Origin of the sequence: Nitriliruptor alkaliphilus DSM 45188, from assembly GCF_000969705.1 — a bacterium.
Classification (GTDB): Bacteria; Actinomycetota; Nitriliruptoria; order Nitriliruptorales; family Nitriliruptoraceae; genus Nitriliruptor; species Nitriliruptor alkaliphilus.
The window spans coordinates 5,467,244-5,489,602 of record NZ_KQ033901.1 but is presented as its reverse complement, the minus strand read 5'-3'; the positions used below and the strand labels follow the sequence as shown (position 1 = coordinate 5,489,602).

The following is a 22,359-nucleotide window of genomic DNA, read 5'->3' as shown; positions in this document are numbered from 1 at the left end:
CGGCCGTGAGCGCCGACGCCGGCCCCGTCTCGTCCGTCCACACGCGGACGTGGCAGATCGCCTACCGCGGCCTGCTGCCCGACCAGGTGCTCGATCACCTCGACACCGGCCAGCGCGCGGACGGGTGGCGCGAGATCCTCGCGACGCGTGACGGGCCGAGCGTCCTGCTCGCGGTGAGCGACACCGCGGGTGCCCCGGAGAGGGTGGTGGGTTTCGTCGCGGTCGGCGCGTCACGCGACGAGGACGCTGGCGACCGCCGCGGGGAGGTCCACGCCATCTACGTCGACCCGGACCACTGGGCAGCTGGCATCGGGACCGACCTGCTCGCCGCCGGGACCGAGCAGCTCCGCCAGCGCGGCTGGACCACGGCCACGCTCTGGGTCCTGTCGGCCAACACCCGCACCCGGGCCTTCTACGAACGTCACGGCTGGCGCACCGACGGCCACACCAGGGTCGAGCTGGTCGGTGGGGCCGAGGCGCCACATACGCGGTACGCGATCGCGCTCTGAGCACCCGGTCGCGATCGTCCTCGGGTCAGGCCGGCGGGCTGAGTTCGGGGCGTTTGCACGTCACCGCGTCACCGCTGGAGACACCGCGCAGGCGCCGCCCCACCCAGGGCAGCAGGTGGCGGCTGACCCACCGCGCCTCCCCCGCCACGGTGCCCGCGAACGTCGCTCGGGGCGCGGCCGGCAGCGGCACACGCCACCACCCCGCCGGTCCATCGAGCACCGCCTCGTCCTCGACGCCGAGCGCCTCGAGCACGGCGGCTCCGACCCGCCGGTGACCCTCCGCGGCGAGGTGCAGCCGGTCCTCGTGCCACAACCGTCGGTCGTGCAGCGCCCGGACCGCGGCCAGGTCGACCAGGATCGCCCCGTGCCGCTGCGCGCTCGGGCGCACCACCCGGCCGTTGAAGGCAGCGATCCGTCTGGCGAGTCCATCGGCGAGGCGGCCGGTCCCTCCGGCGCGTTCCAGCACCGTGAACAGCAGCACCTCGGCACCGGTGGCGCGCAGCGAAGCCACGGCCGCGTCGTACGGCGCGGCGAGGCTGTCGAGGTCGACGCCGGGGCGCAGCACGTCGTTGCCGCCGGCGTGGAACGACACCAGATCCGGTTCCAGCGCAGCGGCGACCGGGACCTGCTCCGCGACCACCTCGGCGAGCAGTCGGCCTCGCACGGCGAGGTTGGCGTAGTGCAGTCCACTTCCGCTGGTGGCGAGGCTGGCAGCGACCCGGTCGGCCCAGCCGACGTGTCGGCCGTCGGGCCCGAGCCGGTCGTGCAGCCCCTCGGTGAACGAGTCGCCGAGCGCGACGAACCGGTCGAAGCGCCTCACAGCGTGAACCCGCCGCCGAGTGCCCGCCGGCGTCGTTCCTCCGCCTGCTCCTTGAGCCGCACCTCGACCTCGCTCGGCGTCGGTGCCGAGCCGCCGAGGTGCGAGGGCACCCACCAGTCGTCGGGCGGCGGTCCCGGCTGCTGCGGGTAGCGCGCCTGCGCCACGGTCAGCAGCGCCTCGATGCGCATCATCAGCTCACGGGTCGCGTCCGAGGGGTCGGCCTCGGGCGCCGGGGCGAACGGCTCGCCGTAGTGGACCTCGACCGCGATACCGCGGGTCAGCCGCCGCGGCCGCCACTTGGTCAGCAGCCGCTGGCTGCCCCATACCGCGACGGGGACGATCGGTGCCCCCGTCGCCTGCGCCAACCGGACCGCACCGGTCCGGCCGGGACGAGGAACGAAGGACGGACTGATGGTGCCCTCGGGGTGGATCCCCACCACCTCGCCGTCGCGCAGTGCTACCTCGGCGTGTCGCAGCCCGGACGACGGGTCGCCGTGGACGTCGACCGGGATCTGGCGCAGCTCGTGGAGGGCTGCACCCACGAGCTTGTTCTCGTACACGTCGTGGCGGATGAGGAACCTGACCTGGCGGCGGGGCTTCGGCGGCGCGAGCGCGACGAAGTTGAAGTCGAGGTAGCCGACGTGGTTGCTGGCGAGGATGGCCGGCCCACGCGCCGGGATGTGGTGGTGCCCGGTGCTGCGCACGTCCAAGGACAGGGCTCGCCACCCGAGCCGGAACGTCGCTGCCAGCGGCGAGTACAGGTCCATGATCCTTCGTCGGTCGGGGGCGGGCGAAGCTTGCCAGGCGGCGCAGCCGGTCGCGCTCGGCTGCGCGTCACTCGGGGGCGTCCAGGGTGGCAGGCTCACGGTCGGGCGACCCCCGCCAGTCGATCGCCGGCTGGGTCAGCGGATCGAAGCCGTGCTCAGCCGCGAACGCTTCCCAGGTGACGACGGTGGCGTTCTCGGAGCCACCTGGCAGCGACCACGCGTGACACGGCCGGAGGTAGCCCCATCGGCCGGTCCCGTGCGGCATGCCCATGACCAGCACCTCGTGGTCACGCTTCAACTGCCACAGCGCGCGGCCGAGCAGCCAGGAGGCCGTGGTGTTGGTGGCCTCCTCGATCGCGCGGTGCCCGAACCGCTCCACCAGGGCGCGGTAGGTGTCGGGGGCGACCTGCGCGTAGAGGTGCTCGACGACCCCGAACTCCAGCCAGCGGCCGGGGTAGCGGCCGAGCGCTTGCCTGATCGCGTCGGGGACACCGAACTCACCGAGGAGACCGGTGGGTCCGTCGGGGTCGGGCACCTCCACCGTCAGCGGTCCGTCGACGCCGGGGCACTGCTCGCACTCGTACAACCAGACGCCGGTGGCGTCGTCGAACCGTCCAGGCCCGAGGTCGCGGTAGCAGGTGCTGCAAAGCGTGCGGCCAGGGCTCTCCACGCGTGCTCTCCATCGGTACCCGGGACGACCGATCGAGGTCGTTCAACCGTCGCCCTCCCCGTCACCAGCCTACGCGCCCGGTGCCGCTCGGGCAGGTGGTGGTGGCGTCGGGCGAGGGCCCAGGGGGCGCGACGCCGTTGCGCGCCCCCTGGGCCCGGATGACCGACCTGGTCGGAGAGGCTCAGCCGGTCCGTCCCCTCCCCCGACCTGCTGATCGGCCCGCGCTCAGCAGCGCAGCACCGAGGAGCAGGGTCAGCAGCCCGAGGACGAGCGCGGCCCCTGTGTCCGCCCCGGTGACCGCCAGGGCGCCGACGGCAGGTGCGACCCCGGCACGCTGGGCGACACCGAGCACCTCGGTCGGGACCGCCGGTGCGGCCGGCGCGGTCGGCACGACCGCCGGACCTGTCGGGGCGACCTCAGCACCGGGCAGGACGCCGATGTCCTCCCAGATGTTGGTGAACGCCACGTCCAGCACCTGGTCAGCCACGATCACCACCGTCGTGCTGTCGCCCTCGACACCATCGACCATCACGGTGTCCGCGCCACCGGTGTCGGTCTCGGTCACCGTGCACTCGACACCCGCGGTGATCCCGAGGATCGTCTCCGACGCACCACCCGCCAGCGTGAACGACTCATCGGTCCCGTCCTCACACACCACCGTGAAACCGAACGTCACGCCCTCCGGCGCGTCATCACCCTCCACGGTCTTGACCACCTGCAGCGCACCGACCTCGGGCACCACCTCGTCGTCGAACACGTTGGTGAAGGTCACCGTGGCCATCTGGTCGGCCACGATCACCACCGTCGTGCTGACCCCCTCAACACCATCGACCATGACCGTGTCCGCGCCACCGGTGTCGGTCTCGGTCACCGTGCACTCGACACCCGCGGTGATCCCGAGGATCGTCTCCGACGCACCACCCGCCAGCGTGAACGACTCATCGGTCCCGTCCTCACACACCACCGTGAAACCGAACGTCACGCCCTCCGGCGCGTCATCACCCTCCACGGTCTTGACCACCTGCAGGTCACCGACCTCGGGCTCCGGCACCTCGAGACAGTTGGAGATCGTCAGGATCATCTGACCCTGTTGGCTCTCGCCGGTGTAAGTGACGAACGCATCGATCTCATCGGCGGTCGTCGCTCCCGGCGTCTCGAAGTGGATCGCCCCCACGTGCTTGGTGGGCTCGTAGGTGACGCCGTTGAAGGTCAAGGTGGCCGACTCGACGTCACCCGCGGTGAAGATCCAGTGGATGCCGCCGGGGCAGGGCAGCTCCTCACTGCCGTGTCCCTCCCAGTGCACGACGCCGTTCGCGCCGTTGTCCGTATCGTCGGCCACCGCGAGGGCGGGCGCGAGCGCCAGCACCATCGCCACGGTGGCTACGACGCTCGCCGTGCGTCGTCTCGTTCGTCGCATGAGGGAACCTCCGAAGGCTCGGTCGCCCGAGGATCCGGGCGTGTTGCTCATCCGGTTCCGGGGTCCGGTCTCGCCACTCGCTGTCCGAGCCGTCGGTGGGGCTCCGTCCCGTGCCCACCCGGGCGACCGCTGCTTCGGCTCGGGGTCGTCGCGTGCCCCGTCCGCGTCGGCTGGAGTCCCGGGCCTCGCGTCCCCCGTGCTAGCCCCGATGGCCGAGCTCCCGGCCGCACGTCAGAACCTGACGTAACTTGCCTCGGGCACGCCGAGGAAGATGTCCGTGCGTCGTCCGAGCACGATGTGCAGAGCGTGCGATGCACGTCACGGTGCGTACATGTGGCGCGGTGTGTTCGGTCGCCACGAAGTGGCCCAGGGGGTGCACGTCGGCGAGAACGGTGGGCGGTGCGCCCAGGGAGATGTGGTGTCGCGCGCCATGCTGACCACGGGAGGAACTCCGTAGCGTCGTTCAGGTGATGAGCCGGCCGCGGAACGCTCGTGTCTGGTCCCGACGAACGAAGGACATATCCATGGCGGAGACGCTCTCGCCCGACGGCCCGATCAAGCTCGCCATCACCGTCGACGACGTGTACCAGTGGAGCGGCATCCCGTTCCCCGACGGCTACAGCCCTCACACCATCACGCGGTCGCTGCTCGACGCCTTCGACCGCCACGGTGTCGAGCAGGTCTACGCCTTCTCCAACACCCGTCCGATCGACGACGACCCGGACCTGCTGCGGGTGCTCGACGCCTGGTGTGAAGCCGGCCACCACATCGGCAACCACACCCACTACCACTCGAGCCTCAACTGGGTCGACCCGCCCACCTACATCGAGGACATCGAGCGGTCCGAAGCGTTGATCGGTGGCTGGATCGACCAGGCACCGTCCCGCTACTTCCGCTACTGCATGGACATGTGGGGCGACACGCCCGAGAAGACCGCCGAGGTCCAGACCTACCTCGCCAAGGCGGGCTACACGCCGGCGCCGTTGACCTACTGGTTCTACGACGCGCAGTTCATGACCCCCTACATGCGCAGCCTGAAGGCCGCCAATACCGACGACCAGGCGTTCCTGCAGGACGCGTTCGTGGACACGGCGGTGTCGCAGCTGCGCGGCCAGGTGGCGGCGGCCCGCGCGTCCCTCGGCCGCGACCCGGTGCACATCGCCCTGGTCCACGGGACCGCGATCGCCGGCGACACCTACGACCGGGTGCTTGAGGCCTACGACGAGCTCGGCGTCGAGTACGTCACCCTCGAGGAGGCCATGCGCGACCCGGCCAACCTCATCCCTCCGCCGGTGACCACCAGGATGTTCCGCAACTTCACCCAGAAGTGGGCGCAGTACGCGGGCGTCGAGGTTCCGGACACACCGGCCCCCGCGATCCTCGAGAAGGTCGCGGCGACCACACCGATCGAGGGGATGTCCGACGCCGACGTGCTCGGCCCGGCGATCCTCCAGATGGCCGCAGCCCTCGGGGCCGAGGCGACGCTCGACGAGTTCGACTGGCACAACCACCACGTCGGGGCGGAGGCGTAACCCGCGTGGCGACCGTCACCGATCCGCTGACCTCCACGTCGCTGTTCGACATCGAGGGCAAGGCGGCGCTGGTCACCGGTGGTGCGCGGGGGCTCGGGGCGATGATCGCTCGAGGCCTCGTCACCGCCGGCGCCCGCGTCCTGATCACCGCCAGGGACCGCGAGCGTTGCGAGGAAGCGGCCGCAGAGCTGCGCGCGATCGGCGACTGCCAGGCGCTGACCGTGGACCTGCGGGGGGCCGCATCGGTACGGCAGTTGGCGCAGACCGTCCGGAGGCAGACCGGTGACTGCCTCGACGTGCTGGTCAACAACGCCGGCGCGACCTGGGGAGCGCCGGTCGACGACTTCCCCGACGACGCGTGGGAGCGGGTGGTCTCGACCAACCTGAGCGGTGTCTTCCAGCTCACCTCGGGCCTGCTGCCCGCGCTGCGTGGCGCCGGGACCCGCCGCGATCCAGCGCGGGTGATCAACATCGGATCGGTGGACGGCGTCCGGCCGCCGACGTGGGACAACTACCCCTACAGCGCGAGCAAGGCCGGGGTGCACATGCTGACGCGTCACCTCGCGGCGCGGTTGGCCGGCGAATCGATCACCGTCAACGCGGTGGCACCCGGACCGTTCCAGAGCGCGATGACCGCCTTCCTGCTCGACGATGCGGACCGGGCCGCCGAGCTCGAGGCGATGGTCCCGCTCGGCCGGATCGGCACCCCCGAGGACATCGTCGGCGCGACGGTCTTCCTGGCCTCGCGGGCGGGTGCCTACGTGACGGGGACCGTCCTCAGCCTCGACGGCGGCATGGCGGGGTGCCGGTGAACACCCCTCCGGCCGCGGATCCACCGCCCGTCACGTGAGACACACGCACACCAGGGAGAGCTGCGGATGAGCACGATCGAACCGGTCCTGGATCCCACGGCACCGTCCGCCTTCGACGCGGCGACGCTGTGCGAGGCCTTCCAGCTGTCAGCGCGTGAGCGGCCGGACGAGGTCGCGCTGCGGACGCCCGACGACCGCGTGCAGATCACGTGGGGCGAGTACGCCGAACGGGTGGGGCGGATCGCGGCCGGGTTGGCGGCCCTCGGTGTCCAACGAGGTGACACGGTCGGGCTGATGCTCACCAACCGTCCCGAGTTCCAGCTGATCGACACCGCGATCCTCCACCTCGGCGCGACCCCGTTCTCGGTGTACACCAGCTCGGCACCCGAGCAGATCACCTACCTGCTCGAGGACGCACGCAACCGGGTCTTGATCGTCGAGGAGCGGTTCCTCGGTCAGCTGCCGGTCATGCCGCACGTGGAGCACCTGGTGGTGATCGACGGCGACGAGGGCGCGGACCTGGCGGCGTTGGAAGCCGGAGGCGACCCGACCTTCGACCTGGAGTCGAGCTGGCGTGCCGTCGGTCCCGACACGGTGGCGACCCTGATCTACACCTCCGGCACGACGGGGCCACCGAAGGGCGTCGAGGTCACCCACGCCAACCTGCTGTTCGTGATCCGCGCCACCGACGAGCGCGTCGGTCTCGTCCGCGGCGGCCGCCTGGTCTCCTACCTGCCGCACGCCCACATCGTCGATCGGCTGGTGTCGAACTACTTCCAGTTCCTGACCGGATCGAGCGTGACCGTCGTCGACGATCCGAAGGCGGTCCTCGCGGCGCTGCCCGGCTGCCGCCCGACGATGTTCACCAGCGTCCCGCGCGTGTGGAGCAAGGTCCGAGCCGCGCTGCTGGCGGGGTTCGAGGCCGAGCCGCCCGAACGCCGTGTCGCCATCGAGGAGGCGCTGGAGATCGGGCTGCGGAAGGCTCGCGCCGAGCAGGAAGGGCGCCCGATCGACGACGAACTCGGGCAGGCGTGGGCGCGCGCGGACGAGGCGTTCTTCCGTCCGCTCCGCGAGAAGCTCGGGCTCGACCAGGTCGGATGGCTCGTCACCGGTGCGGCACCGATGCCCGCCGCGGTCAACGAGTTCTTCGCCGCGATCGGACTGGCACTGTCGGACTGCTGGGGCATGTCGGAGACCTCAGGGATCGGCACCATCAACGACCCGGCCGTCCCGCGGATCGGCAGCGTCGGCCAGGCTCTGCCCGGGACCGAGGTGCGCCTCGCCGACGACGGCGAGCTGCTGCTGCGCGGCCAGAACGTGATGAAGGGCTACCGCGGCGACCCGGAGCGGACCGCGGAGGCGGTGGACGCGGACGGCTGGCTGCACACCGGTGACGTGGCCGAGATCTCCGACGACGGGTACGTGCGGATCGTGGACCGCAAGAAGGAGCTGATCATCAACTCTGGTGGCAAGAACATGTCGCCGGCACAGATCGAGAGCGTGGTCCGCAACGCCTCGCCGCTGATCGCCCAGGTCTGCTGCATCGGCGACGCCCGCCCGTACAACGTCGCGCTGCTGGTGCTGGACGTCGACGGTGCGGCGGCGTACGCGCAGTCGGAGGGCCTCGAGGATCGTTCCCTCGCGGCGGTCGCCGCTCAACCGGGGTTGCGGGCCACGATCGCCGACGCGGTGCAGCGCGCCAACAGCCAGCTGTCGCGGGTCGAACGGATCGCGGACTTCGCCATCCTGCCCGAGGACTGGCCACCGGATGGCGACGAGCTGACGCCGACCATGAAGCTCAAACGGCGAGCGATCGCCGACAAGCACGCCGCCGTGATCGAACGGCTCTACGCAGGGACGGACGCGTGACGGCATGATGGCCCGTGGCGAGGGAGAGATCGGACCGTCCGGGGGGCGCGGTCCGTGGCAGGACGAGGTGCGGTAGGGACCGGTGGGAGCCGGAGGGAGGACCGACGCTGAGTTCCGACGCAGCTGCGACCACGATCGAGCCGCTCGCGCCGTTCGCACGGTGGGTCGAGCACGAGCGTGAGCGGATCGCGGTTCGGGTCGCCGAGGGGATCGTCGACGAGGTGCCCGAGCTGGCGCCGAGCCCTGAGGGCGTCGACCTGCTGCGGCGATCGATCGACTCGCACATGCCGGTGTTCATCTCGCTGTCGCGGGCGTCGGTGGCCGGCAAGCCCCGCATCGCGCTCCCGGGGCCGGCGGAGCGCTACGCGAGCTACCTCGCACGCACGGGCACCTCGCTGTCGACCATGTTGCGGACCTACGAGGTCGGACACGCCGAGTTCTGGCGGTTGTTCGCGCAGGCGCTGCGTTCCGGCCCCCACCAGCTCGGCCCCCACCGTCGGGCGGACACCCTGGAGCACACGTCCGCGCTGATGTTCGACTACATCCAGGGGGTGACCGCGTTGGCGGTCACAGCGCACAGCCGCACGTCGGCGCTGCTCGCCCGGCGGTCGTCGACCCAGCGCGCGGAGACGGTCGATGCGCTCCTGTCCGGGGGTGCGGACGAGGCGACCGCCGAGGCCTCGCTCGGCTACCGCCTCGCTCCGGCGCACGTGGCCTACATCGCGTGGGTCGACGACCGGGTCGAGCAGACCCAGCTCGAAGGCGTGATCAAGCGCATCGTCGACCAGGTCGGACCGCAGCAGCACGTCGCGGTCCCCCACGGCGATCACGCCGTCTACGGCTGGCTGACCGCATCGGAGGACGATTGGTCTCGGACCCTGGGCGTGCTCGCCGTCCCGCCCGGGACGCACCTGGCGGTGGGGTCGGCGCACCCCGGTGTGGAGGGCTTCCGGGCGTCCCACCGCGAGGCGCTGGAGGCGCGGCGCGTCGCCGACACGCTGGCTGCGGACCGGCCCGTGTTGTTCGACCGGATCGCGGTCATCGCGCTCGCCTCCCGGGACGTCGAGCTGGCGCGCAGCCTGGTCGACCGCGAGCTCGGGTGCCTCGCATCGACCGACCCCTCGATGCGTCGGCTCGTGCGGACCCTGGAGATCTACCTCGGGGAGATGGCCAGCCCGACGCGGGCCGGCCGGCGGCTGGTGGTCCACCGCAACACCGTGATACAGCGGCTCGAGCGGATCGAGGAGCTGCTCGGACGCCCCATCGACGCGACCAGCCTGTCGCTGCGTGTCGCCGTGGCGCTCGCACCCTTCGTGTACGGCGGCGACCGCTCGGCGCGGTGACCCGACCGCGGGGGACCCTCGTCGGTCCGCGCGGCCCCGGCCCCCGCGAGCGGCATCGCTTGAGTTCGCCGCCGCGGTGCCGACCGGTGGAGCATGATCCCACGACCCGATGCCGGGGCCACGTCGTCGGCTGTCCAGGCGTTCTCCCGGCGGGTGCTCCGCGTGCTCCCGACCGGTGACACCCTGTCGCCGGTGGACTGGCACGCCCGCCACGTGTGGATCTGTCGCATCCTGTGGGTCCACGTGGCCGCGGTGCCGATCTACGGCCTGGGACGGGACCACTCGCTGGTGGACTCCTTCCTCGAGGGTGGCGTGGTCGTCACGGCCTGCGCCGTGGCTGCGTCATCGGACCGGCTCAGCCGTTCGTGCCGGTCGCTGCTGGCCACGTTGGGGCTCGTCGTCACCTCGGCGTTGCTGGTGCACCTCTCGGGCGGGCTCATCGAGATGCACTTCCACTTCTTCGTGGTCGTGATCCTGGCCAGCTTCTACCAGGCGTGGCGGCCGTTCCTCGTCGCCCTCGCGGTCGTGATGCTCCACCACGGCATCGTGGGGTCACTCGACCCGGCGGGGGTCTACAACCACCCGTCGGCCATCGCGGCCCCGTGGCGCTGGTCGCTGCTGCACGGTGGGTTCGTCCTGGCAGCCAGCGCCGCCTCGGTGGCGGCCTGGCGGCTGAACGAGGATGCGCTGGCACGTGAACGCGGCGCCCGGGTGGACCTCGCGGCCGCCCAGAGGCTGGCGTCCCTCGGGAGCTGGGAGTGGGATGCGCAGACCGGCCGTCACACGTGGTCCGACGAGCTGTACCGGATGTACGGGCTCGAGCCGGGGGACCCGGCCCGACTGGACACGTTCCTGGCCATCGTGCATCCCGATGATCGGGTCCGGGTCGCCGGGCTGCTCCAGGAGGTGCGCGCCGGTCCGGTGGATCTCGACTACGAGTGTCGACTCGTGCTCCCCGACGGCCGGACGCGGACGATCCACGCGCTCGGCCACGCGGTCATCGCGGCCGATGGGGTGTCCCGCAAGATGATCGGGACCTGCCTGGACATCACCGAGCGCGAGGCGCTGCGGGAGCAGCTGACCCACCGCGCCTTCTACGACGGGCTGACCGGCCTGGCGAACCGCGCGCTGTTCCTCGACCGGCTCGAGCACGCGCTGCACACCAGCCGGCGGTCGGGCGACCCCACCACCGTGCTGTACGTGGACCTCAACGGCTTCAAGGCCGTCAACGACACGCACGGGCACCGGGCAGGCGACAAGCTGCTGATCGAGGTGGCCCGGCGACTCGGGAGCCTCGCCCGTGAGTCGGACACGGTCGCACGCCTGGCGGGTGACGAGTTCGCCCTGCTGCTGCCGGGCGCCGACGCAGCCGCCGGCGAACAGGTCGCCGAACGCATCACCGCGCTCCTGTCGACGCCCGTGGAACTCGGCGACCACCGCCAGGTGATCTCGGCGAGCATCGGCGTGGCGGAGAGCTCCCACGCAGCGGGCAGCGACGAGCTGCTCCACCACGCCGACGTGGCGATGTACACCGTCAAGCGCAGCGCCGATCGGTACTGGGCGACCTTCCGACCCGAGCTGTCGGGCCGGACCCGCCAGGAGGTGGCGCTCCGGCGCGAGCTCGGGGAGGCGATCGGCGGCGGGGAGTTCCTCCTGCACTACCAGCCGATCATCGACCTGGCGACCGGGGAGACCGTGTCGCTGGAGGCGCTCGTCCGCTGGCACCACCCGCGGTACGGCCTCTTGGCGCCCTCGGAGTTCATCTGCCTCGCCGAGCAGTCAGGCCAGATCGTTGCCCTCGGCACCTGGGTGACGCACGAGGCGACCCGCCAGGCCGCCGAGCTCGAAGCCCAGCTCGGCCAGCCGGTGCACGTGAGCGTGAACCTCGCGGCCCGCCAACTCGACGGCGACGTGACCTCCGTGGTGCGTTCCGCGCTGGAGCAGGCGGGCCTGCCCCCGCAGCAGCTGACGCTCGAACTGACCGAGACGGGGCTGATGAGCCGCCCCGAGGAGGCGGTCGGCAAGCTCGAACAGCTGCGTTCGGACGGGGTCACGATCGCCGTCGACGACTTCGGTACCGGCTACTCGTCCCTCGCCTACCTCAAGCAGTTGCCGATCGACATCCTCAAGATCGACCGCTCGTTCATCCGGTCGATCGCGGAGGGCCCCGAGGAGGCCGGATTGGCCCACGCCATCATCAAGCTGGCACACATCTTCGGGATGCGCACGATCGCCGAGGGCATCGAGACGTCGGCGCAGGCGCGCACGCTGCGCAAGCTCGGCTGCGACCGCGGTCAGGGCTTCCTGTTCTCGCGCCCCGTGCCGCCCGACGCGGTGGCTGACGTGTACGGGAGGGCGCTGGGGATCCCTGAGGTGGAGCAACGGCCAGCCTGACGAACGTGCCTTGACGACACGCGGTTCCCCGGCGAGATTCGAGGGGAGCGGAGGTTGGATGGTGGAGCTACGTGAGGGCGACCGGATCCAGATCGTGTCGAACAAGGTCGGGCAACCGACCCGTGCGGGCGTCGTGGATCGCGTCCTCGAGGAGGATCCGGTCCGCGTCGAGGTGACGTGGGACGACGGGAGCACGACCGAGTTCATCCCTGCCGGTGGGAACGTTCGGCTGGTCCACAGCCGCGACTGACACCCCGGAGGAGCATCACCGTGGACCTCGCCGCCGCCACCGACTTCCTGCGCGCCCACCACCGGGCGGTGCTGCACACCTACCGCAGCGACGGGACACCGCAACTCTCGCCCGTCACCGTCGGCGTCGACGACGAGGGCCGTGCGATCATCTCGTCGCGCGAGACGGCGGTGAAGGTCAGGAACCTAGCCCGTGACCCACGAGCCTCGCTGTGCGTGTTCACCGACGCGTTCTTCGGCGAGTGGATCCGCCTCGACGGCACGACCGAGATCGTCCACCTGCCCGAGGCCATGGACCTGCTGGTGGACTACTACCGCCGCATCTCGGGCGAACACCCCGACTGGGACGAGTACCGCCAGGTGATGGAGGACGAGCGCCGCGTCCTGCTGCGCATCACCCCGACGGAGGTCGGCCCGGACGTGTCCGGCTAGGAACCCGCGGTGGTACGGACCGCACGACGTTCGATGACCGGCACCTCGACGGTCGCCTCCGGGCCGTCGAAGGTGCCGAGGTCGTAGGTCCCGGCCAGGATCGGTCCGGTCACCGTGTACGACGCCTCGTAGCTCACCCGGCTCGAAACGGTGTAGGACTCGCCTGCGCCGCGAAGGTGTGTCGGCGTGTGCGTGAACGTGTGCGTGCAGTCCGCCGCCGTCGGCCGGTCCCCGGCCTCCCACCGCGAGCCCGCGCCCTCGCAGGTGAGGGGCTCGTGCTGATCGCCTGGGGAGAACCAGGTCGCGACCGGCGTGATCGTCGCCGTCACGGTGAACGGCCCCGCGGTCACCGATCCGGTGTGCTCGCTGAACGCCGCATCGTCCACCGCCAGGTACATCGGCAGACCTGTGAGCACCTCAGTTCCCAACGGCGGCGAGGTCACCAACCGCGGCACCGGTGGTTCGACGCTGTCCAGCGCCCGCTCGAACACGATCCGTAGCACCGGATCGCTCGGCTCCGAAGCGCCCGGCAGGTACCACCGGTACTCGTCGTTCCCACCGCAGTTGCGCACGTACCAGACCGCCCTGCGAGGGATGTCCTTGTGGACCACCGGATCTCGCTCCAGGTCGAAGGCTTCCGGTACCGGGCCGAAGGTGCACCGGGCCGGATCACGGTCGGTGTTCCCACCCCAGTCGACGGCCTGGCTCGTCCCGTCGGCAGCCCCGACCTCAACGCGCCCGTCGCGGTTCCGAGCACCGGCACATGTCCGACTTCGCGCCGAACAAAGGGGCTCCTCGGTCCGTTCCTCGGCCCCTTCCTCGAACTCAGGATCTGCTGACACAGCACCAGGTGTGAGCGCGCCGAGGACCCCAACCAGGACGAACGCGGCTGTCCGCCTACTCCTCACCGCAGCGCTCCTGGTCCTCGCCTGCGGTCACGGCGACGGCCCGGTACTCGGGTCCTGTGTCCGTCGCCATCAAGCCGTACGCGGTCTCGATCACCATCGCCGTCGCTGCACCGATGACCTCCACCGGCTCGCCCGAGCTGGCGTCGTAGAGGCCGGTGTCAGGACCGGCGACCGAACACTCAGCGACGACGAAGACACCGTCGCCCTGATCATGGACCGTGACCCAGCGGACCTCGGAGTCAGGCGAACGCTCGACCAGGCCCTCAGCGGCCCATGAGGCCACGGTCGCCTCGATCTCCGCGAGGGCGTCGCCACCGAAGTAGCGGTCGAGGTCGGGATCGACCGAGGCTGTGGCGAAGGAACGCTGGCTCGCCTCGTAGGCCCCCGCGTGGAGTTCGAGGAAGAACTCCTGGGTCTCGACGGAGATCTCGGAGTCGGGGTCCGCCTCGAGGGGCGGCAGGGGCGGGTAGAGCTGCTCGTCCTGCGTTGGCTCGTCCGGCTCGTCGGGGACGTCGTCCGGCGGACCCGGCCGGACATCGGGCGGCGCGGCTGTGGCCTCGAGCTCGTCGAGGTCGAGCGCACCGTCGTCACCTTCGGAGGAACAGCCGACGACGGCCGTGCTCACCACCGCGATCGCAGCGACCACGCGTCGCACACGCACCGGACCACTCCCCCCGTCGGGACCTTCGGCTGGCACCCAGGCTAGTCACGTCCGTCGCGTGCCGGCCCTCCGGTTCGCACCCTGTGGACGACGGCCGATAATCGCTTCTCCACAGCCGGGCGGGAGCGGTTCCTGACGCACCCGGTCCAGCGCGGCATCGTCGTGGCTCGCGACCGAGGAGCCGCCCGTGAACCTTGATGCCTACCCGTCCAGCGACCGCGAGCCCCGGGTGTTCCACGGACCCGAGCACGTCGACTTCGCGCCGCTGCGGACCGTGTTCCCCGACCACGACGATCTCGACTGGATGTGGATGGAGGCGATGATCTCACCCGACACGGACGTGATCGTCCACGCCTACAAGCTCAGCGGGATCGGCTACCTGTGGCTCGATCACGTCGGTCGCCCCTACCGGTACGACCACCCAGAAGGTCCCCGTCTGCTCGACGGGGACCGCCGCATCGTGCTGCTCGATGAGCTGTGCCGCCTGTTCGACTGGGACCCCGACGCCCTTCCCCGGATCGTGCGGCTGGTCCCGCCGGGTGCGGACGCCGACTCGCTCCAGTTGCCGGTCGAGGTCCGCCGGTACGACGAGGACTGCGACGGGTGCCGCGAGGAGCGGGCGCAGCGGTCACCCGAGGCAGCAGTCGTGCTCGCGACCCCAGCGGTTGCGTACCCCACGACGACGCCACCCGAGGTGTCAGACGATCCGTGATACAGTCGAGATCATGAGCGACCTGATCTCCGTGCGGCTCGATGCCGACGCGCGCCGTGCCCTCGCCGAACTCGAGGCGACCGGCCTGTCGCGATCGGAGGCCGTGCGGCGTGGTCTGGTCGTGGCGGCCGAGCGACTCCGCGATCGCCAGCGGCTACGTGACGAGGTGGCAGGCCTGGCGACCGACGAGGCCGACCTCGCCGAAGCCGCCGAGGTGGCCGCCATGATGGAGGATCTGCGTGCGCCGTGGTGAGGTCTACCGGCTCCGCCTCGGACGCCGCCAGGGTCACGAGCAGGCCGGAGCCCGCTTCGGCGTGATCGTCCAGTCCGATGCGCTGATGCGGTTGTCGACGGTGCTCGTCGCGCCAACCTCGACAGCTGCACGTCGAGCGACGTTCCGACCGGAGATCGAGGTCGACGGTGTCGTGACACGTGTGCTGGTCGAACAGACCGGCGCCATCGACATGAGCAGGCTGGGTGACCACCTCGGCCACCTCTCGGTGGAGGAGCAGTGGGGCGTGGATCTCGCACTCGCGTCGGTGCTCGACCTGCAGTGACGGCGACGTCGGTGCCGCAGCCGGTCCGCTCGTTGCCCGGCTTCCCGCGCAGGGCGGTCAGTCGGCCGCCAACCATCGATGAGTCGGTCGGCTCGCGGTGCTCGTTCGACCCGTACCCAGTGACTCGCGCCAGCGGTTGCCACGAAGGCGCGTGAAGCGCTCGACGAGGTGGCGCTAGCTGCCAACCCTCCCTGGGCGACTCATCAGATCTTGCCGTAGGCGTGTGGGAAGGTCGTCCGTAGCGTCGTCGTCGCGTGGCTCGGGAGGCCCGCGACCCCAGGTCGGGAGGCCTGGCGTCGGGTTCGATGCTGGGAGCACACCGTGGTGGATCGCACGCAGGTAGATGTCCTGTACGACGTCGATGAGATGCCGCCCGTCCGGGAAGCGATCCCGCTCGGGCTGCAGCACGTCCTGGTCATGGTGGCCAGCAACGTCACGATCCCCATCATCATCGCTGGGGTCGTGGGAGCCACGACCGGGGAGACGGCGTTCCTGGTCCAGGTGGCGTTGCTCGTGGCGGGCCTCACCACGCTGCTGCAGACGATCGGGATCGGCCCCATCGGCGCACGGCTGCCGGTGGTGCAGGGAACGAGCTTCGGCTTCCTAGTGATCGCCATCCCGCTCGCCCAGGAGTACGGGCTCTCGGCGGTCTTCGGCGGCGCGATCTTCGCGGGTGTGGTCCAGGTCGCCCTCGGGTTCGGCCTGCGCTGGCTCAGGTCGCTGTTCCCACCGCTGGTCAGCGGCATCGTCGTGCTGGTCATCGGCGTCGGGCTGCTGCCGGCCGGCATCAACCTCGCCGGCGGTGGCGTCGGTGCGGAGGACTTCGGGTCCGCCACCAACCTCGCGATGGCCGGTGTCGTGCTGGTGACGATCCTGCTGGCGTACGCCCTCGGCAAGGGCATCCTCAGCGCTGCCTCGGTGCTCGTCGGACTCGTGGTCGGCTACCTGGTCGCCATCCCGTTCGGCCTGGTCGACGGCGCACCGATCGTCGACGCCGCCTGGTTCGCCTTCCCCGAACCGCTGCGCTTCGGGCTGACCTTCCCGACCGCGGCGATCATCGGGATGGGCGTCATGGCGATCGCGACATCGGTGGAGACGATCGGTGACCTGGCGGCCATCACCAAGGGTGGCGCCGGTCGGGAGGTCACCGATCGCGAACTGTCCGGCGGCGTCATCGCCGACGGCGTCGGGACCGCGTTCGCGTCGCTGTTCAGCGCGATGCCCAACACCTCCTTCAGCCAGAACGTCGGCCTCGTCGCGTTCACCGGCGTCATGAGCCGCCACGTGGTCTCGGTGGGGGCCGGGTTCCTCATCCTCGCCGGCTTCGTCCCGAAGGTCGCCGCTGTCATCTCGGCGATGCCCTCCGCGGTGCTCGGCGGTGCAGCGGTCGTGATGTTCGCGATGGTGGCTGCAGCGGGGATCCGGCTGCTGGCCGAGACCCGCCTCGACAGGCGTGATCTGCTGATCATCGCGGTCGCGGTGGGCGTCGGGCAGGGGATGGCGACCGTTCCGGACCTGGTGGCGATCGCTCCCGAGCAACTGCGCGTCCTGCTGGTCACCGGCATCGTCCCCGCCGGCTTCCTGGCGGTGTTGCTGAACGTCCTCCTGCCGGGACGTGACTCCGGCACCGACTCACCCCTCGGCGTCGTCGTCGCACCGGACCCCCTCCGGCCCCAGTCGACCGGACCGGTGCCGCACGATCGGACCCGTCAGGCGGGTGAGGTACCGCCGGGGGCCGACGAGGAACCGCCCGACGGGTCGCCCGCCCCACCGCGGTGACCGAGGAGGGTCCTGACTCGGACCGACGATCCCTCGAGAGCGAGGTCACGGGCGTCCCGATCGGACCATGGGCGGGGGCGCTCGGCCTCACCCTCCTGGTCGGGATCTTCCCGCAGTTCGCGATCGGCGCCCTCGGCCCGCAGCTACGCGTCGATCTGGCGCTCGAGGCCGCGGACCTCGGGCTGATCTTCGCCGGGTTCATCGGGCTCGGTCTGGTGGGTTCACCGCTCGCCGGCCCCATCGCCGATCGGATCGGTGGGCGACGCAGCTGCCTCGGACTGCTCCTCGTGTCCGGCGCGGCGCTGCTCGTGGCCTCGTTCGCGACGTCGATGGCCGGCCTGGTGCTGGCGCTGCTGCCGGCGGGGGCGGCGATGGCCTTCGCCAACCCGGGCACCAACCGGTGGGCATCGGCCGCCGCGGACACACGGACGCAGGCCACGCTGGTCGGCGTCGCGCAGGCCGGCGTCCAGGCAGGTGCGCTCCTCGCCGGGGCGCTGGCCGCAGCAAGCGTCCTCGGGTTGGACTGGCGCAACGCCTTTCGCGTGGGGGCGCTCCTGGCTCTCTGCGGGGCCGCAGCAGCGTGGCGGGGCCCCCGGGACGTCGGCTCGTCCGCCGCTCGCCCGCGCCCGCGCACCGTCACCACGGCGAGCCTCGGAACAGCCGGAGGCGCCGGCCCGGGCCTCTCCGTCGACGCGCGTCGCGATCTTCTGGCCTTGGCGACCTACGCGACGTTCATGGGCGGCGGGACCGCGCTCGTGTTCGCCTACCTGCCATCGTTCGCGGTGGACGCTGCAGGGCTATCGATCGCGGCTGCTGGAGCGACGACGATGATCTTCGGTGGGACGGCGTTGCTGTGCCGGCTCGGGCTCGGTGCGATCATCCGCCGACCCGATCAGGTGGGGCCACCGTTGCTGATCGCGATGGCGATCGGGTCCGCCGTTTCGATCGGCCTCATCGCAGCGGGTGCGGTCAGCCCGGCGTGGATCTGGGTCGGCGCGGTCGCCTTCGGCGCGACGGGTACGACCTGGCCGGTCGTCGCCTTCCTCGCCGTCGTCCGTGCCAGCCCACCTGGTGGCGCTGGTCGGGTCACCGGCTGGGTGACCGCGGCGTTCTACGCCGGGCTGCTGATCACGCCACCCATCGGTGGGCAGGTGATCACCGCCGTTGGCTACCGATGGCTCTGGGTGGGCGCCGCGTCCTGCTACCTGTTGGCGACGCTCCCGGTACTCCGACGCCCCGCGGCCTGACCGCGCGGCGCGGGTCAGCCGGCCCGCGGCGTGACCGGCGGTCGTGGCGTCGTGGCGTCGTGGCTCGACTCGGCACGAAGGTCAACCGGCGGTGAGGAGCGGCACGAGGTCGGCCGGGTCGTCGACGATGGCATCGGCTCCGGCGGCTTCGAGCTCGGCGCGGTCACCGATGCCCCAGGTGACACCGACGGTCGCGGTACCGCACGCGCGGCCGGCCTCGATGTCGTGGTAGCGGTCGCCGCACATCCAGGCGTCCGACCGTCGCGTCGGATCCGAGCTGACGCCGGCCCAGGCGAGCGCTCGTTCGAGCGCCGCAGCCTTCGGTTCCTCGAGCGCGTCCAGCGGTGGCGCGAAGACCTCGCTGAACCACCGGTCGAGCCCGACGCTCGCCAGGATCGGCTCGGCGAACTCCGCAGGTTTGGAGGTGACCACGGCCAACTGCACCTCCCCCGCCAACCGTTCGAGCACCAGGCCGACCCCGGGGACGACGACCGTCCGCTCGAGCGAGACTTCGCCGTACACGTCCCGGTAGGCGGCGACGCAGTCGTGCGCGCCCGACGGGTCGCGGCCGTGGTGCGTCAGCAGTTCGACGAAGGTGCTCAAGAGCGGCGGCCCGATGAACCGATGCAACGCAGCCTCGGCGTGGCGTGGGAGACTCGCGGACGTGAGCGCATGGTTGATGCTGTGAGCGATCGCAGCGCGGGAGTCGACGAGGCAGCCGTCCAAGTCGAAGAAGACCGACCTCACGTCCTGATCCACGGTGTCTCCCTGCCGTCCACGCGGCGCGCACCCTAGGCCCGGCCGACGTCCGTGCCCGGCGTCGTCACCCTCCAGCACAGCAAGTTCCCGTCCGTCGGCTACGCGGTGCTCCACAGGGCTGGTTCTCGCGCATGGCGTCGAAGGTCCAACTTCAGGCGACCGTCGCGCGGGGCGCGGAACGCAGCGGAGCTCCCCGACCACCGAGGTGGTGGTCGTCGACGAGATCGAGGGCCAGCCGCACGGCGCCGGTCACGACGACACGATCACCGAGGGTGGACGCCTCGATGCGCGGTGGCTTCGGGGTGGGGTGCGGCATGATCCGCGCCAGCGCGTCCGGGAGATGCCGGTGGATGGCCGGCAGGAACCCGGTGCCGGCGTCCGCGACGCCACCCCCGAAGACCAGGATCTGCGGGTTGAACAGCGTGTCGAGGGTCGCGGCGACCCGTGCGAACCGCTGACCGAGCTGGTCGACGAGGCCGACCGCCACCGAGTCGCCGTCGGCGGCGGCAGTCAGGACGGTTTCGGCGGTCACCGGGCCGTCCGAGGGCGGGTCCCAGCCGTCTGCAACAGCTCGCTCCCCGAGCTCGCGGGCGAGCATGGCGATCCCGTCGGTGTTCCCTACACCTTCGACCAGGTGGAAGAAGGAGAGCTCGCCGGCGCCTCCGTCCCGGCCACGAACGAGACGCCCGTCCATGAGGATGCCGGCCCCCATCCGTTCCCCGGCGAGCACCATGACGACGTCATCGGCCTCGGTGGCGATGCCGCGCCAGCGTTCGCCGAGGGCGGCCAGGTTGCTGTCGTTGTCCACCGAGGTGACCCACGAGGGTGCGGCGAGTGCCTCGTGGAGGTCCACGCCGGCGATCCCGGGCATGAGCTCCGGGCGTGCCGTGGTCCTGCGGCGCCCTTGGTCGACCGGGCCGGGCACGCCGATCGCAGCCGCCAGCACGTCCTGTTCACCGACCCCCGCCCGCGCGAGCACACGCGTGATGGTCCCGCGGGCCACCTCGAGCCGTTCGTCCCCGGGCAGGAGTCGGTCAGCGAACCGCTGGCTGTCCTCCGCGACCGCGGTTCCGGCGAGATCGGCGACCAGGACCCGCACCGTGTTGACCCCGAGGTCCACGCCGACGACGAACCCGGCGTCGGGCCGGAAGGCGTAGCGGCGAGCACTGCGGCCCGGTCGGCCGTCGCCGACGGGACGGATGGGAACGAGCTCGGTGGCCCAGCCGAGAGCGATCAGCTCACCGCACACCGCGTGGACGGTCGTCCGCACCAGTCCGGTCCTCTCGACGAGGTCGCTGGCCGTCGCCGGGCCCGAGGAGCGCAACAGCCGCAGGACGCTCGCGGTGTTCGACAGTCGCAGCGCCTGGCTCGACGACACGCTTCGAGGCTCACCCACATCCCTCCCCTTCTCTTGACAGGTTGCTACGCGCCTGGTTCGATAAATCCAAGCGATGGATAAATCAATCTTACGGACCCGTGGGGCAGCCATGACGGTCGTTCGGTCACGGGTAGAACCCACGTCGATCACCTTCCCGGAGGGGTTCCGTTGGGGTGCAGCCACTGCGGCCTACCAGATCGAGGGCGCGACGCGAGCGGCCGGACGCGGACGGTCGATCTGGGACACCTTCGCAGCCACGCCAGGTCGGGTGCATCAGGGACACACCGGGGACGTGGCGTGCGACCACTACCGCCGGTACCGGGACGACATCGCGCTGCTGGCAGACCTGGGCATGGGAACCTACCGATTCTCGATCGCCTGGCCCAGGATCAAGCCGGACGGGTCCGGACCCACGAACCGCGCCGGCCTGGACTTCTACGACCGCCTCGTCGACGAGTTGTGCGCCCGCGGCGTCGAGCCGATGGTCACCCTCTACCACTGGGACCTGCCACAGGCACTCGAGGACCGTGGCGGCTGGACGGCTCGGTCCACGGCGGAGGCCTTCGCCGAGTACGCCGCCACGGTGGTCGATCGCCTGGGTGACCGCGTCCCGACGTGGACGACGCTCAACGAGCCGTACTGCTCGGCGTTCCTCGGGTACGGCGACACGCACCATGCGCCGGGACGCGGCGACCCGCAGGCCGCGTTCCGTGCGGTGCACCACCTGCTGCTGGGCCACGGGCTGGCCGCTCAGGCCCTCCGTGCCGGTGGCGCCAACGAGGTGTCGATCACGCTGAACGTGACCCACGTCGAGGCGGTCGACCCCGACGACCCCCACGACCTCGCCGCTGCACGACGGGTCGACGGCCTGTCCAACCGGCTCTTCTCCGACGCCCTGCTTCGTGGCGAGTACCCCGACGACATGCTCCCGCTGTTCGAACGCTTCGGGGCACTCAGCGCCATCCATCACGGCGACCTCGCCACGATCGCGACACCGATCGACCTGGTCGGGCTCAACTACTACAACCCCTCGTGGGTGCGCGCTCGCATCGGTGCGCCCGCCTCCCCGGCCTTCCCAGGGACCGAGGGGGTCGAGTTCGTCGACCCCGGGCTGTCCACCACCGACATGGGGTGGCCCGTCGACGCGAGCGGCTTGACCAAGGCGCTCCTCCGGTTCGCGGCCGACCACCCGGGCATGCCGGTGATGATCACCGAGAACGGCGCTGCCTACTCCGAGCAGGTGGTCGACGGGCGGGTCAGCGATCCCGACCGGATCGCCTTCCTCGACAGCCACTTGCAGGCCGCCCACGACGCCATCAGCGAGGGCGTGGACCTGCGCGGCTACCTCGTCTGGTCGCTGCTGGACAACTTCGAGTGGGCCCACGGCTACGACAAGCGCTTCGGGATCGTTCACGTGGACTACCGGACCCAGCAGCGCATCCCCAAGGACAGCGCCAGGTGGTTCAGCGGTGTGATCCGAGCCAACGGGTTGCCGGCCGCGACCGAGGACGCCGCCTGGCCGGCGATGCCAGGACGACGCCACG

The 22,359-nt window shown here is 71.1% G+C and carries 21 protein-coding genes and 1 pseudogene; 14 read left to right on the top strand and 8 right to left on the bottom strand.

Going from position 1 to position 22,359, the window contains the following annotated elements:
* The first annotated feature begins 5 nt into the window (after nucleotides 1-5).
* Nucleotides 6-509, top strand: a complete 504-nt coding sequence (locus NITAL_RS28350; RefSeq protein ID WP_211262685.1) for a GNAT family N-acetyltransferase — start codon at nucleotides 6-8, stop codon at nucleotides 507-509.
* Between the two features lie 25 nt (nucleotides 510-534).
* On the opposite strand, the gene NITAL_RS25710 is transcribed toward NITAL_RS28350, so the two are convergent.
* The 4 genes from NITAL_RS25710 to NITAL_RS25695 form a co-directional block, all read right to left on the bottom strand.
* A complete protein-coding gene (locus NITAL_RS25710; RefSeq protein WP_052669074.1) occupies nucleotides 535-1,329 on the bottom strand; it encodes an SGNH/GDSL hydrolase family protein in 795 nt (264 codons plus the stop codon).
* A complete protein-coding gene (locus NITAL_RS25705; RefSeq protein ID WP_052669073.1) occupies nucleotides 1,326-2,096 on the bottom strand; it encodes a lysophospholipid acyltransferase family protein in 771 nt (256 codons plus the stop codon). The genes NITAL_RS25710 and NITAL_RS25705 overlap by 4 nt, the downstream gene beginning before the upstream one ends.
* Nucleotides 2,097-2,163: 67 nt before the next feature.
* A complete protein-coding gene (locus tag NITAL_RS25700; protein WP_052669072.1) occupies nucleotides 2,164-2,766 on the bottom strand; it encodes a hypothetical protein in 603 nt (200 codons plus the stop codon).
* A 181-nt stretch (nucleotides 2,767-2,947) separates the two neighbouring features.
* Nucleotides 2,948-4,135, bottom strand: coding sequence for a DUF5979 domain-containing protein (locus tag NITAL_RS25695; protein ID WP_245617765.1), 1,188 nt, complete (start codon nucleotides 4,133-4,135; stop codon nucleotides 2,948-2,950).
* 572 nt (nucleotides 4,136-4,707) lie between these two features.
* Between NITAL_RS25695 and NITAL_RS25690 the strand changes: the two genes are divergently transcribed.
* From NITAL_RS25690 to NITAL_RS25660, 7 genes are all read left to right on the top strand, one after another.
* Nucleotides 4,708-5,715, top strand: a complete 1,008-nt coding sequence (locus NITAL_RS25690; protein WP_052669070.1) for a polysaccharide deacetylase family protein — start codon at nucleotides 4,708-4,710, stop codon at nucleotides 5,713-5,715.
* Nucleotides 5,716-5,741: 26 nt separating this feature from the next.
* Complete coding sequence (locus NITAL_RS25685) at nucleotides 5,742-6,527, top strand: SDR family oxidoreductase (RefSeq protein WP_052670105.1); 786 nt, start codon at nucleotides 5,742-5,744, stop codon at nucleotides 6,525-6,527.
* A 66-nt stretch (nucleotides 6,528-6,593) separates the two neighbouring features.
* On the top strand, nucleotides 6,594-8,396 hold the full coding sequence (locus NITAL_RS25680) for an AMP-dependent synthetase/ligase (RefSeq protein WP_052669069.1): 1,803 nt from the start codon (nucleotides 6,594-6,596) through the stop codon (nucleotides 8,394-8,396).
* Nucleotides 8,397-8,410: 14 nt separating this feature from the next.
* A complete protein-coding gene (locus NITAL_RS25675; RefSeq protein ID WP_052669068.1) occupies nucleotides 8,411-9,739 on the top strand; it encodes an RsbRD N-terminal domain-containing protein in 1,329 nt (442 codons plus the stop codon).
* Between the two features lie 93 nt (nucleotides 9,740-9,832).
* A complete protein-coding gene (locus tag NITAL_RS25670; protein ID WP_052669067.1) occupies nucleotides 9,833-12,133 on the top strand; it encodes a putative bifunctional diguanylate cyclase/phosphodiesterase in 2,301 nt (766 codons plus the stop codon).
* Between the two features lie 58 nt (nucleotides 12,134-12,191).
* Nucleotides 12,192-12,383, top strand: coding sequence for a hypothetical protein (locus NITAL_RS25665; protein WP_052669066.1), 192 nt, complete (start codon nucleotides 12,192-12,194; stop codon nucleotides 12,381-12,383).
* Between the two features lie 20 nt (nucleotides 12,384-12,403).
* Nucleotides 12,404-12,814 (top strand): PPOX class F420-dependent oxidoreductase, encoded by a 411-nt coding sequence (locus NITAL_RS25660; RefSeq protein WP_052669065.1) that lies wholly within the window; start codon nucleotides 12,404-12,406, stop codon nucleotides 12,812-12,814.
* Here NITAL_RS25660 and NITAL_RS25655 read toward each other — a convergent pair.
* Both NITAL_RS25655 and NITAL_RS25645 read right to left on the bottom strand, forming a co-directional pair.
* The gene (locus NITAL_RS25655) at nucleotides 12,811-13,425 is read right to left on the bottom strand and encodes a hypothetical protein (RefSeq protein ID WP_052669064.1); all 615 of its coding nucleotides are present in this window, start codon (nucleotides 13,423-13,425) and stop codon (nucleotides 12,811-12,813) included. The genes NITAL_RS25660 and NITAL_RS25655 overlap by 4 nt on opposite strands.
* A gap of 286 nt (nucleotides 13,426-13,711) precedes the next feature.
* Nucleotides 13,712-14,383 carry a hypothetical protein gene (locus NITAL_RS25645; protein ID WP_052669062.1) on the bottom strand — a complete coding sequence of 224 codons (672 nt, stop codon included), beginning with the start codon at nucleotides 14,381-14,383 and terminating at the stop codon, nucleotides 13,712-13,714.
* A gap of 187 nt (nucleotides 14,384-14,570) precedes the next feature.
* Here NITAL_RS25645 and NITAL_RS25640 point away from each other — a divergent pair, with 187 nt between their 5' ends.
* The 5 genes from NITAL_RS25640 to NITAL_RS25620 all read left to right on the top strand — a co-directional run bounded on the left by NITAL_RS25640 (nucleotide 14,571) and on the right by NITAL_RS25620 (nucleotide 18,678).
* On the top strand, nucleotides 14,571-15,095 hold the full coding sequence (locus NITAL_RS25640; RefSeq protein ID WP_052669061.1) for a hypothetical protein: 525 nt from the start codon (nucleotides 14,571-14,573) through the stop codon (nucleotides 15,093-15,095).
* Between the two features lie 13 nt (nucleotides 15,096-15,108).
* Complete coding sequence (locus tag NITAL_RS25635) at nucleotides 15,109-15,348, top strand: hypothetical protein (RefSeq protein ID WP_052669060.1); 240 nt, start codon at nucleotides 15,109-15,111, stop codon at nucleotides 15,346-15,348.
* On the top strand, nucleotides 15,335-15,652 hold the full coding sequence (locus NITAL_RS25630) for a type II toxin-antitoxin system PemK/MazF family toxin (RefSeq protein WP_052669059.1): 318 nt from the start codon (nucleotides 15,335-15,337) through the stop codon (nucleotides 15,650-15,652). Before NITAL_RS25635 ends, NITAL_RS25630 begins: the two co-directional genes overlap by 14 nt.
* 321 nt (nucleotides 15,653-15,973) lie before the next feature.
* Nucleotides 15,974-17,431 carry a uracil-xanthine permease family protein gene (locus tag NITAL_RS25625; protein WP_211262683.1) on the top strand — a complete coding sequence of 486 codons (1,458 nt, stop codon included), beginning with the start codon at nucleotides 15,974-15,976 and terminating at the stop codon, nucleotides 17,429-17,431.
* On the top strand, nucleotides 17,428-18,678 hold the full coding sequence (locus tag NITAL_RS25620) for an MFS transporter (RefSeq protein ID WP_052669058.1): 1,251 nt from the start codon (nucleotides 17,428-17,430) through the stop codon (nucleotides 18,676-18,678). The genes NITAL_RS25625 and NITAL_RS25620 overlap by 4 nt, the downstream gene beginning before the upstream one ends.
* Nucleotides 18,679-18,759: 81 nt before the next feature.
* Here the strand turns inward: NITAL_RS25620 and NITAL_RS25615 are convergent, their stop codons facing one another.
* Nucleotides 18,760-19,437: an HAD hydrolase-like protein gene (locus NITAL_RS25615; protein WP_052669057.1), complete on the bottom strand. Its 678-nt coding sequence runs from the start codon at nucleotides 19,435-19,437 to the stop codon at nucleotides 18,760-18,762.
* A gap of 151 nt (nucleotides 19,438-19,588) precedes the next feature.
* Nucleotides 19,589-20,815: an ROK family protein gene (locus NITAL_RS25610; RefSeq protein WP_052669056.1), complete on the bottom strand. Its 1,227-nt coding sequence runs from the start codon at nucleotides 20,813-20,815 to the stop codon at nucleotides 19,589-19,591.
* A gap of 109 nt (nucleotides 20,816-20,924) precedes the next feature.
* On the opposite strand from NITAL_RS25610, the pseudogene NITAL_RS25605 reads away from it, so the two are divergent.
* Nucleotides 20,925-22,307, top strand: a pseudogene (locus NITAL_RS25605) (GH1 family beta-glucosidase); the annotation flags it as partial.
* Between the last annotated feature and the right edge of the window lie 52 nt (nucleotides 22,308-22,359).

What these genes read in the sequence shown, in the direction of transcription:
- NITAL_RS25705 (WP_052669073.1), bottom strand. Translation starts at nt 2,096, where the DNA reads ATGGACCTGTACTCGCCGCTGGCAGCGACGTTCCGGCTCGGGTGGCGA.
- NITAL_RS25695 (WP_245617765.1), bottom strand. Translation starts at nt 4,135, where the DNA reads ATGGTGCTGGCGCTCGCGCCCGCCCTCGCGGTGGCCGACGATACGGAC.
- NITAL_RS25690 (WP_052669070.1), top strand. Translation starts at nt 4,708, where the DNA reads ATGGCGGAGACGCTCTCGCCCGACGGCCCGATCAAGCTCGCCATCACC.
- NITAL_RS25680 (WP_052669069.1), top strand. Translation starts at nt 6,594, where the DNA reads ATGAGCACGATCGAACCGGTCCTGGATCCCACGGCACCGTCCGCCTTC.
- NITAL_RS25670 (WP_052669067.1), top strand. Translation starts at nt 9,833, where the DNA reads ATGATCCCACGACCCGATGCCGGGGCCACGTCGTCGGCTGTCCAGGCG.
- NITAL_RS25665 (WP_052669066.1), top strand. Translation starts at nt 12,192, where the DNA reads ATGGTGGAGCTACGTGAGGGCGACCGGATCCAGATCGTGTCGAACAAG.
- NITAL_RS25635 (WP_052669060.1), top strand. Translation starts at nt 15,109, where the DNA reads ATGAGCGACCTGATCTCCGTGCGGCTCGATGCCGACGCGCGCCGTGCC.